Source organism: Mycobacterium sp. (assembly GCF_049280035.1).
In the GTDB taxonomy this organism is placed as follows: domain Bacteria; phylum Actinomycetota; class Actinomycetes; order Mycobacteriales; family Mycobacteriaceae; genus Mycobacterium.
This window is the reverse complement of the sequence record NZ_JBAPPI010000003.1, coordinates 1-8134: the sequence shown is the minus strand read 5'-3', so window position 1 is coordinate 8134 and position 8134 is coordinate 1. Positions and strand designations below refer to the sequence as shown.

The window sequence follows — 8134 nt, the reverse complement described above, 5'->3', positions numbered from 1 at the left end:
GTTCCTCGCTGCGCGGTCGACCGCGCGCTCGACTTGGCGTCATTACTCCAGTCTCCTACCCCTCGTTGGTACAAAGGTAATTACTATACGTCTCGCTGTGAGTCCGCCCTCTTGCATTGCCGCGGGCCAAGCGGGACGTGCACCATGCTGACGTGAATTTTCTCAGATCCAAATCAGACACCCCTCAGCTTCGTCTTAGCCATAGTTCAAGCGTCACCACCGGTATCGCTCTCCTGGGCGCCGGCCTGATCGCCGTTACTCCGGTAGCCACGCCACGGCCTGACGTGCAGCACCGACAGTTCCGGCTCACCGCCTACGACGAGTTCGATCTGTCCCAACTGGTCGGCGCCACCGAGGCCAACTGGTCAGGGTTGGAAACTGTTCTCAGCAGCAGTAACTGGCTGACCGACCCCGATATCTCGCAAGGTATCAGCACCGTGTTGAGCGACCTTTCAACCGGTACCTCGAACCCGGTGACCAACCCGCTCTCGCTGCTGACCGAGGGCGCGCTGGCGTTACTCAGCAGCGCCGACGCGTCCAACGCGGCCTCGACCGCGCTCACGGCGGTATCGGACAACATTGAATCGGCGCTGAGCAGCGACGCCTACTCCACGGCCCTTACCGATCTGGAAAACGCGCCCACCACAATCCTGTACGCCTACCTCAACGGTTACCCGGAAATCCTTGGCTCCGGACTCATTTCACCAGAGTTAGGGTTGCTCACCAACACCGTCGACGGTGCGGCCACCGGCGAGATCGACGCCCTTGCTCAGCTTGGCAACACCCTGGCCGACGAGTTGTCGGCCGTCGGCGGAGGGAATTTGACGACGACCCCGACCCTGCTAGAACCGGGCTCCTTGGACCTTTCGGTCAACGTCAGCACAATCCTCAACGACCTTGCCCCGAGCGGCACGCTCTCCCTGCCGTTCAGCTTGGACAGTCTTCTCGGCGATGCCGCCCCCAGCGGCGCACTCAGCCTCCCGGTCTCCGTGGACGATCTCCTCGGCGACGTCGCACCCAGCGGCACACTCACTCTCCCGGTCAGCCTCGACAGTCTCCTCAATGGGGCCACTCCCGGCGGCACACTCAGTCTGCCGATCTCCCTCGACGGGCTGCTCGGCGACGTCGCCAACAATGGCAATATCACCGTGCCGGTCACCCTCGACCAAGTCCTCGGCGACGCCCTCGGGAATGGCGGCAGTATCAGCGTCCCACCGATCTCCGTCGACACAATCGTCAGCGACCTCGGCAATCCCTCTTACACCATTAACCTTGGCATCGCCAAAGAAACCATCTCCCTCCAAACTTTCATCAATGACCTCGGTATCGGCAACCAGACCATCACTCCCCCATCGATCCCCGACAGCACCGTGCTCAGCGACCTCGAGTCGGTGCTCGGCAACTCCGGCACCCAGGACATCACCGTCTCGCTCAGCAGCCTCGAGAGCCTTCTCGGTACCGCGGGAAGCCAGGACATCAGCGTTTCCACCGCCACCCTGGAGGGGCTGCTGGGTACCTCCGGCAGCAGCGACATCACCCTGTCGGTGTCCGAACTGCAGACGCTTCTCGGCAGCGCCGGCAGCCAGGACATCAGCTTGCCGATCAGCACCCTCGAGTCGCTTTTCGGCGCTGCCGGCAGTCAGGACATCAGCATCCCGCTCAACACGCTCGAGGGGCTTTTCCCCAGCACGCTGAGCCTGGACCTGACCATCCCTGACGTGACCGGGGGCGCAGTGCCCAACTTCGGCGTGGACCTGGGCCAAGACCTGTTGGCGGTGCTCGGCAGTATCGCACCGATCTCATCGGATCTGCCGGGCCTGTTGGGAACTGACCCGACGCTCGACGTGACATCCCTGTTGAGCAGTGTGGTCACTGACCTGGGTCTGCCGATGTCGATTACCGGCGGCGATCTAACAGTCAACCTCACGGGCCTCGCCTCAGAACTGCTCGGCGGTTTGGTGCCCTGAGCTAGGCCGCGGCGCCGGCGGGCGGGAGGAACCGTCGGCGCCGCCCGGGGGGCCGGATCAGCCGACCGCTCGTAAGCAGTCGCGGGCGATGGCCAGCTCTTCGTTGGTGGGGATCACCAGCACGGCGATCGGCGAGGCACCGGTGGAAATCTGCCGAGCCTCATTGGCGGACTGCGTGTTTCGCTGCTCGTCGATTTCGATGCCCAGCGCCGCCAGGCCGCTCAGCGCGTCGCGCCGCACCGACGCGACGCGCTCGCCGATACCCGCGGTGAAACTCACCACGTCGGTGCGGCCCAGCACCGCCAGATAAGCACCGACATACTTGCGCAGCCGATGGATGAACACGTCATAAGCTAATTGCGCTGACTTATCACCGGATTCGATCATCTCGTTCAGCCGACGGAAGTCGCGCTCACCGGCCAGGCCCAGCATCCCGGACTGCTCGTTGAGCATGGATTCAACCTCGCCCACGCTCATCTGGGCGGCGCGGCACAGGTAGCCGATGACACCAGGGTCGATGTCGCCGCTACGGGTGCCCATCACCAGACCCTCCAACGGGGTCAATCCCATCGATGTGTCCACCGGCCGGCCCGCCGCGATCGCTGACGCCGAGGCGCCGTTACCCAGATGCAGCACAATCTGATTCAGGTCCTTCAGCGGCCTGCCCAGGAACGCCGCGGCCTGTTCGCTGACATACTGGTGCGACGTACCGTGAAATCCATATCGGCGGATCCGCCACTTCCGTGCCAGGTCACGGTCGATGGCGTAAGTCGCCGCCGCCGCGGGCAGGTCGTGAAAGAACGCCGTGTCGAACACCGCGACATGCGGCACATCCGACAGCATCTTGCGGGCTACCTCGATACCCTGCACGGCGGGTGGATTGTGCAATGGAGCCAGCACGGACAACTGCTTGAGTTTGTTGATGACCCCGTCGTCGACAACCGTAGGCTGGTAATACGACGCCCCACCGTGCACTACCCGGTGGCCGACTGCCGCCAGCCGGCAAGCCTTCAAATCGATACCGGCCTTCGACAACTGGTCGAACGCCATCCGCAGCGCCGCGGCGTGATCGGCAACCGGCGAAGACGGCTCGCCAATCCGCTCGACGATGCCCTCAGCCAACGACCGACCCGAATCCGGCTGAATCAGCTGGTATTTCAGCGACGACGAGCCGGAGTTGATCACCAGCACCACGCGATCAGATGCCACGAGCGCCATTCTCCCCCGCAAGCGGGAGGTGCCCCCACCTCATCGCTGCTCGCTAGATTGTCCTCGGCGCATGCCACTGTCACCCTGAGCCTGAATAGCAGTAATCGCGACAGTGTTGACGATGTCATCGACCAGCGCGCCGCGGGACAGGTCGTTGACCGGCTTGTTCAAACCTTGCAGCACCGGACCGATGGCGATCGCACCGGCGCTACGCTGCACCGCCTTGTAGGCGTTGTTACCGGAATTGAGGTCGGGGAAGATCAGCACGGTGGCCCGGCCGGCGACCGGCGAATCACGCAACTTGGTGGCCGCGACCGAGGGCTCGACTGCGGCATCGTATTGGATCGGACCCTCGACCAGCAGCTGCGGCGCCCGGTTGCGCACCAATCCGGTTGCCTCCCTGACCTTATCGACATCTGCGCCACTGCCGGATTCACCGGTGGAGTACGACAGCATGGCCACCCGCGGCTCGATACCGAATTGCGCGGCGGTGCGCGCAGAGCTGATGGCGATGTCGGCCAGCTGGTCGACTGTCGGGTCGCGGACTATCGCGCAGTCGCCGTATGCCAGCACCTGATCCGGCAGGCACATCAGGAAGATGCTGGACACCGTCGAGATGCCCGGCGCGGTGCCGATGATCTCGAAGGCCGGACGAACTGTGTGCGCCGTGGTGTGCGCAGCGCCGGACACCATCCCGTCAACCATGCCGGTGTAGACCAGCATGGTCCCGAAATATGACACGTCGTGCATGATCTCCCGGGCCTGCTCGACGGTGACGCCCTTCTTGGCACGCAGCTGCGCGTACTGCTCGGCGAATTGGTCGCACAACTCGCTGGTACGCGGATTGAGCACCGTCGCGTCGTCCAGGTTGACGCCGAGTTCGGCTGCACGAGCGCGGATCTGGATCTCGTCGCCGAGGATGGTCAGGTCGGCGATATCACGCTGCAGCAGCCGGCCGGCGGACTTGAGGATTCGATCGTCGTCACCCTCGGGCAGCACAATGCGCTTGCGATCCGAACGGGCCCGCTCGCGCAGCTGATAGGTGAACATCTGCGGCGTGGTCACCTTGGGGATCGGAATCGCCAACTGCGCCAGCAGGTCCCCGAGATCGACGTGCAGCTCCATCAGCTGCAGCGCGGTGTCGATCTTGCGCTGCGAGGACACGGTGAGCCGGCCGCGCGCCGACGCTACTGCGCTTGCCGTGTCGAAGGTACCCAGTGTGGTGGCAATGATCGGCAGGCGCAGCCGCAGGCCGGCCACCAGTGCCCCGACCGACCGATGCAACTCGAACCCGCCGTTGAGAATGACGCACGACAACGACGGAAAGCCTTCCGCGGCATGGGCGCTGGCGACTGCCAGCACGACGTCCGACCGGTCACCGGGCGTGATCACCGCGACTCCATCGCCCAGCCGCTCCAGCACATGGTCGGCCGTCATTCCGGCGACAACCACGCCCATCACTTCACGGCTCATCAGTGCGGTGTCACCGCTGACCAGCGTCCCGTTTACCGCGGTCTGCAGGTCGGCCACCGTCGGCGCCACCAGCAGCGGTTCGTCGGGCAGGACGTACGTCCTCGGGCCGAGCGGGCGCAGCGCCTCGGCGACTGCGGTCAAATTCGACGGCTCGCAGCGGTTGGCCACCACGGCCGCGGTATGCGCATGCTGGGCATCCAGCTCGGCCAGACACAGCTCGACGGCGTGGGCGACTTGCTCGGGACTGCGGCCCTTGGCCTGCACCGCCAGCAGCACCGGCGCACCGAGGTTGACCGCGATGCGGGCGTTGACGCTCAGCTCAGCAGGGCTGGTGACGTCGCTGTAGTCGCTGCCGACGATGACGACGGCGTCGCACTCGGCGGCCATCGCGTGGTAGCGCTCGACGATGTCGTCGATGGCGGCGTCGCGATCGGCGTGCAGCTGCTGGTAGGTCACGCCGATGCAGCGCTCATAGGGCAGGCCCGCGGTGGCGTGCGCCAGCAGCAGATCCAGGATGTAGTCGCGCTCTTCGCCCAAACGCGTGATCGGCCGGAATACACCGACTCTTGCCACCGTCGCGGCCAGCCGGTGCAGGATCCCCAGCGCGATCGTCGATTTGCCGGTGTCGCCCTCGGGCGCCGCGATGTACAGCGCGGAGACGTCGGGCATGGCGGCTCAGCCGAGCCGTCGCAGCCGCGGTTCGAGGTCCTTCTGGAAGAGCTCCAGGAAGCGGCGCTGGTCGTGCCCCGGCGCGTGGAACACCAAGTGGTTGAGGCCCCAGGTGACGTACTGGCCGACCTTTTCGACGGCCTCGTCGGGGTCCGAGGCCACAATCCAGCGCTTGGCGACCTGCTCGATCGGCAGCGCGTCGGCGGCCTTCTCCATCTCGATCGGGTCGTGAATGCTGGTCTTCTGTTCGGCGGTCAGCGATAGCGGCGCCCAGAAGCGGGTGTTCTCCAGCGCCAGGTCCGGGTCGGTGTCGTAGGAGATCTTGATTTCGATCATCCGGTCGATGTCGTCGGGATTCTTGCCCGCCGCCTCCGCACCCTCCTTCATAGCGGGAATGAGCTTGTCCTTGTACAACTCCTCGCCCTTGCCGGAGGTGCAGATGAAGCCGTCGCCCGCGCGGCCCGCGTACTTGGCGACCTGGGGTCCTCCCGCGGCGATGTAGATCGGGATGCCCCCCTCGGGCACGTCGTAAATCGAGGCGCCCTTGGTGTGGTAGTACTCGCCCTCGAAGTCGACCCGGTCGCCCAGCCACAGCTCGCGCATCAGCCGCACCGATTCGCGCAGCCGGGCGTAGCGCTCCTTGAACTCTGGCCAGTCGCCCTCGTATCCGGTAGCGATCTCGTTGAGCGACTCCCCAGTACCGACGCCGAGAAAGATGCGATCCGGGTAGAGACACCCCATCGTGGCGAATGCCTGCGCGATGACGGCCGGGTTGTACCGAAACGTCGGGGTGAGCACCGAGGTGCCCAACTGGAGCCGTTTCGTGCGCTCACCGACGGCGGTCATCCAGGCCAGCGAGAACGGCGCGTGCCCGCCGTCGTGGCGCCACGGCTGGAAGTGGTCGCTGACCGTAGCGCTGTCCATCCCATGCGCTTCGGCGGCGACCGCCAGCTCGACGAGTTCGCGCGGCGCGAATTGTTCCGCCGACGCCTTATATCCCAGTTTCAGTTCAGCCACGCTGTTGTTTCTACTCCAATGCACTGATGGGGTTATTCGGGTGTCGGTTTTTGACGATCTAGAGGCCAGCGAGGGCCGCCGAAGGCGATGACGCCGTGACGATAGCCGTAGATGATGTAGATGCCGCGCGGTGGTTGCCGGGGTAGTGATGGCTGGTCGTACACGGGGATGAGGGTGTCGCCGACGATCCAGGCGCGGGCTCAGTCAACCGGCACCAGCCACCTGCGGAACCACACTGCAGCGCGGGCCAGGGCCGGCAGCGACCACCGGGTGGCCTCTGCTGAGCAACGCAACCACCATCCGGCACACGCCCGAACAGACCGGCCACAACACCGGACGTCGCGCGACCAGCCGAAAAAACGAGCCCCAGAGGCACAACGGTGGAAGCATGACCCATCCCAGGTCAACTCTTAGACTCTCCGACATGGCACCGGCGCTGACGGCCGTCACCGAGACCGTGCACCTCGCCCAGGGCGGGGCGGTCAACTGGCTGCTGGTCACCGACGACAGCGGGGTCATGCTGATCGACGCCGGATATCCGGGTGACCGCGACGACGTGCTGGCCTCGTTACGTCAGCTGGGATACCAGGCCGGCGACGTGCGGGCGATCCTGCTCACCCATGCCCATATCGACCACATGGGCTCGGCGATCTGGTTCGCCAAGACCCACGGCACCCCGGTTTATTGCCATCCCGACGAGGTCGGCCACACCAAGCGGGAGTATCTGGAACAGGCCTCGCCGCTCGACATCGCGCTGCGCATCTGGCGCCCTCGGTGGGCGTTGTGGGCCACCCACGTGGTGCGCAACGGCGGGCTGATCCGCGAGGGCATCCCGACCGCGCAGCCGCTGACCGCCGAGGTGGCGGCGAGGTTGCCCGGCCATCCGATGGCCATCCCTACTCCCGGTCACACCGGCGGTCACTGTTCGTATCTGGTCGACGGCATATTGGCCAGCGGCGACGCGCTGGTTACCGGGCACCCGCTGTTGGGGAGCCGCGGGCCGCAACTGCTGCCGGCGGTGTTCAGCCATGATCAGGATGGCTGCATCCGCAGCCTGGCGGCGCTGGCGCTGTTGGATACCGAAGTCCTGGTGCCCGGGCACGGCGACTTGTGGCGGGGCCCGATCCGTGCGGCCACCGATGAGGCGACCGCGTTGGCGCAATGAGCGCATCGCTGAAGTCACAATTCGATCACGTTGCATGTCACGATTGGCTAAGGGCCGAGCTCGTTCTTTAAGAAAACCCGAGCCGCTCTGATCGAATACTTAGCGAAAGCAGCCTCAATTGAGACTCAGTTCACGTCAGGCGGCTGAAACGCTTTTCCCGCAGCGGGTTCCGGTACTTCACGTCCGCGTACCTTGGGCATCGGGTCTCGGCAACCTGTGATCAATCTGCCTCTTACAGGAAGCGAACAATGATGAAATTCAGTGGTAAGACCATGCGCCGGCACGCCGCCGGTTGCGGTCTACTCGCCGGTCTGGCTGCCATGGTGATCGCGGCGCCGACGGCATCCGCGGCACCCGACTGCAGTGCGGCCGGGGTGGCCGACACGGTCAGCTCGGTGACGGGATCGGCCAACCAGTACCTCAGCAATCACCCGGGCGCCAACGCGGTCGTGACGGCGGCGAAGAACGAGCCGCGCCCGCAAGCGGCGTCGGATCTGCGGAACTACTTCACCGCCCATCCGCAGGAGTACGTCGAATTGCGGGGCATTCTGGCGCCCATCGGTGACACCCAGCGCCAGTGCAACGCGTCGGTGCTGTCGCCCGATCTGGAGTCGGCTTACAACGAGTTCATGGC

Annotated in this window: 6 protein-coding genes; 3 read left to right on the top strand and 3 right to left on the bottom strand. The window is 65.2% G+C overall.

Annotated features, from left to right (window positions below):
* The first annotated feature begins 152 nt into the window (after positions 1–152).
* Positions 153–1967 carry a hypothetical protein gene (locus WAN71_RS00070; RefSeq protein WP_422223373.1) on the top strand — a complete coding sequence of 605 codons (1815 nt, stop codon included), beginning with the start codon at positions 153–155 and terminating at the stop codon, positions 1965–1967.
* A gap of 57 nt (positions 1968–2024) precedes the next feature.
* On the opposite strand, the gene WAN71_RS00065 is transcribed toward WAN71_RS00070, so the two are convergent.
* The 3 genes from WAN71_RS00065 to fgd are packed head-to-tail and all read right to left on the bottom strand — an operon-like array spanning position 2025 to position 6335.
* Positions 2025–3161 (bottom strand): acetate kinase, encoded by a 1137-nt coding sequence (locus WAN71_RS00065; RefSeq protein WP_422223374.1) that lies wholly within the window; start codon positions 3159–3161, stop codon positions 2025–2027.
* 54 nt (positions 3162–3215) lie between these two features.
* Complete coding sequence (gene pta, locus WAN71_RS00060; protein WP_422223372.1) at positions 3216–5318, bottom strand: phosphate acetyltransferase; 2103 nt, start codon at positions 5316–5318, stop codon at positions 3216–3218.
* 6 nt (positions 5319–5324) lie between these two features.
* Positions 5325–6335 carry a glucose-6-phosphate dehydrogenase (coenzyme-F420) gene (gene fgd / locus WAN71_RS00055; RefSeq protein ID WP_422223371.1) on the bottom strand — a complete coding sequence of 337 codons (1011 nt, stop codon included), beginning with the start codon at positions 6333–6335 and terminating at the stop codon, positions 5325–5327.
* Between the two features lie 424 nt (positions 6336–6759).
* Here fgd and WAN71_RS00050 point away from each other — a divergent pair, with 424 nt between their 5' ends.
* Positions 6760–7500, top strand: coding sequence for an MBL fold metallo-hydrolase (locus WAN71_RS00050; RefSeq protein ID WP_422223370.1), 741 nt, complete (start codon positions 6760–6762; stop codon positions 7498–7500).
* Positions 7501–7751: 251 nt separating this feature from the next.
* The coding region (locus WAN71_RS00045; RefSeq protein ID WP_422223369.1) for a heme-binding protein at positions 7752–8134 on the top strand (383 nt) is incomplete at its 3' end.